This window comes from Microcystis sp. LE19-41.2A (genome assembly GCF_027530405.1).
Taxonomy (GTDB): Bacteria; Cyanobacteriota; Cyanobacteriia; order Cyanobacteriales; family Microcystaceae; genus Microcystis; species Microcystis aeruginosa.
The window spans coordinates 1-2,341 of sequence record NZ_JAPZQJ010000498.1 but is presented as its reverse complement, the minus strand read 5'-3'; the positions used below and the strand labels follow the sequence as shown (position 1 = coordinate 2,341).

Genomic DNA, 2,341 nt, shown 5'->3' with positions numbered 1-2,341 from the left:
CCTCTCGCTGTGGCTAGTTTCGATTTAGGATTGATGATTCTTGCCACAATCATCGCCACCACTAAGTTTCTGATTCGTGAGGATTTTTCACTGATTATTTTATCTAAACCTAATTTTTTAATCGTCTCTAAAATAGCCATTACATGACCATGAGGAAGACTTCTAATCACTTCAAAATGATTGGGAATGCCTTCAGTCATTGACAGTGTTGCTCCTTTAAGAGCCAGTTTCAGATTGTCAATAATATCATCGGGTAATTTTGAGAGATTGGCCAGGGTTCTTTTTTTGACTTGATCTCCTTCTCGATAGGAATCTGGTCGAAGAACAGCGGGGGGGGAATTACGGTTAGGAACTTTTTCTATGTACATGACCACTATTTTAGCAAATGGAGAGAATTCTTGTCCATTAAGAAATGTTACAAATTACATGGGTACATTAAGGAAAGTTAAGGGGTGCATCCATTGATGGATAAGGGTTTTCGGCTATTATGGTATATATGTATGGGGGAAGTTCAGTTATATAGAGAATGGTTAAGCCTCTGTCTTTTCGCTGTTTACTGTTTGCTGTTTACTAATCACAGGAAAAAAGCTCCCCACTCCCCTCTTCTATGTCTGTTTTGTTACTTTTTTCTTTTCTCTTGGGATAAGATTGTGATCGATCGAGTTTAGGGAATTTTTATGACCACGGAAAGTTTAGCGACTTCAGAAGCAATAGAGTCAATGACCGATGAATTTCTGGCTAGTACGAGCAGTCACCAAGAAATGATTGAAATGGTTATTTCTACTCTGCAGCAGAATGATACTGCTATGGTACAACATACAGACAAAGGTTATCTTTGGAAGTTTCAGTATGGTAGCGTTGAGGTATTTGTACAGTTAACTGGGGAAAGCGATGATGATTTTCTAACGGTGTGGTCTTCTGTGCTGAAATTACCCGTTAAGGATGAATTGGGATTAACCCGCAAGTTATTAGCGATGAATTGTGCCGAAACCTTTGAATCTCATTTTGCCATTATGAATGATCAGGTGGTGGTGATTTCTCAGCGCACTGTGGCCGATTTGTCTGCTGGGGAGATTTCGCGAGCAATTACTCTCGTGGCGACGGTAGCAGATAATAATGATGAAATGTTACGAGAATCCTTTGGTGGCAGCTAAAATTTGGCGTTATATCCCTCCAATTATCTCATCGGCAGAGCGACAAATGGCGATCGATTCTTGGTTACTAGAGCAACACCGTTGCAGTCATCATCCCCCGACTCTGCGTTTTTATCAATGGTCGCCCCCGGCTATTTCCTTGGGCTATCATCAACGGCAATATCCTGATTTTTGGCGTGATTTGACTTGGCAAGGTCAAAAAATCTCCCTAGTTCGTCGTCCTACCGGTGGACGGTCTGTACTACATCAGGGGGATTTGACCTATATGGTGGTAAATTCGGGGATGAAGGGGAATATTAGGGAAGTTTACCAGCAAATCTGTCAATTTTTAATCACAGGCTGGCAAAATATCGGTCTGGAGTTGTCCTACGGTGCTGCCGGCCGGGGATATATCCATTCTGCTAACTGTTTCGGTACAGCTACCGGTGCGGATTTAGTCGATAATTGGGGGAATAAATTTATTGGGAGCGCCCAACTGCAACGGGGTTCCTCGGTTCTCCAACATGGTTCGATGGTGCTAGAGCAAGATAATTCGCTGTTTGAGCAAGTTTTCGCCAGTGCTGCCCCTCAAAAGCTGAATTTAGCGCCAGATTTGACCCTAGAGACAATTATCGCTACCCTGAAAACCGCCGCCGAGGAATGCTTCGATTGTCAATTGCTAGAGCAACCCCTAGAGGATTGGGAGTGGCGATCAATTAAACAAATGAATATAAATACTCATTGACAAAAAAGTTTTTGTGTGTATAGAAAATCAATTATGAGTCAAGTTGTATAGATTTGTAATTTTTTGCTAATAATAGTTAAAGGTAGATAGAGACCGCAAGGAACCAAAGTCTTACCGAACTCGAAATTATTGTCTAGCTTGTGCTAGTTTAAGAAACGTTAATCTTTTACAGTTTGTGAGGATTAACTAGCGATCGCATCTAGTTTAGTCAAGCTAATCCAGTCAATCGATCGCGCCATCTTATAAGACAATGGGAGTAATCCCAGACTCAAAAAAGTTAAGAAATCTTGCCCGTGATTTCAGTTAAGCAAGAGGAAAAATACCCATGACCATTGCTGTCGGACGCGCCCCAGAAAGAGGGCTGTTTGATGCTCTCGATGACTGGCTCAAAAGAGACCGTTTCGTCTTCATCGGTTGGTCTGGTTTACTACTCTTCCCCTGCGCCTTCATGGCCCTAGGTGGA

General features: G+C 42.2%; 3 protein-coding genes and 1 pseudogene. 3 read left to right on the top strand and 1 reads right to left on the bottom strand.

Annotation, left to right across the window (positions count from 1 at the left end; translation table 11 throughout):
- The coding region (locus O9290_RS20845) for an IS1634 family transposase N-terminal domain-related protein (RefSeq protein ID WP_502846473.1) at window positions 1–368 on the bottom strand (368 nt) is incomplete at its 3' end.
- Between the two features lie 309 nt (window positions 369–677).
- Between O9290_RS20845 and O9290_RS20840 the strand changes: the two genes are divergently transcribed.
- The 3 genes and pseudogenes from O9290_RS20840 to O9290_RS20830 form a co-directional block, all read left to right on the top strand.
- Window positions 678–1,154, top strand: coding sequence for a YbjN domain-containing protein (locus tag O9290_RS20840; protein ID WP_190719255.1), 477 nt, complete (start codon window positions 678–680; stop codon window positions 1,152–1,154).
- Window positions 1,117–1,878 (top strand): lipoyl protein ligase domain-containing protein, encoded by a 762-nt coding sequence (locus O9290_RS20835; RefSeq protein ID WP_002759573.1) that lies wholly within the window; start codon window positions 1,117–1,119, stop codon window positions 1,876–1,878. Before O9290_RS20840 ends, O9290_RS20835 begins: the two co-directional genes overlap by 38 nt.
- A 325-nt stretch (window positions 1,879–2,203) precedes the next feature.
- Window positions 2,204–2,341, top strand: a pseudogene (locus O9290_RS20830) (photosystem II D2 protein (photosystem q(a) protein)); the annotation flags it as partial.

Bases quoted from the DNA above. Each gene is read 5' to 3' on its own strand.
- O9290_RS20840 (WP_190719255.1), top strand. From the start codon at position 678: ATGACCACGGAAAGTTTAGCGACTTCAGAAGCAATAGAGTCAATGACC.
- O9290_RS20835 (WP_002759573.1), top strand. From the start codon at position 1,117: ATGATGAAATGTTACGAGAATCCTTTGGTGGCAGCTAAAATTTGGCGT.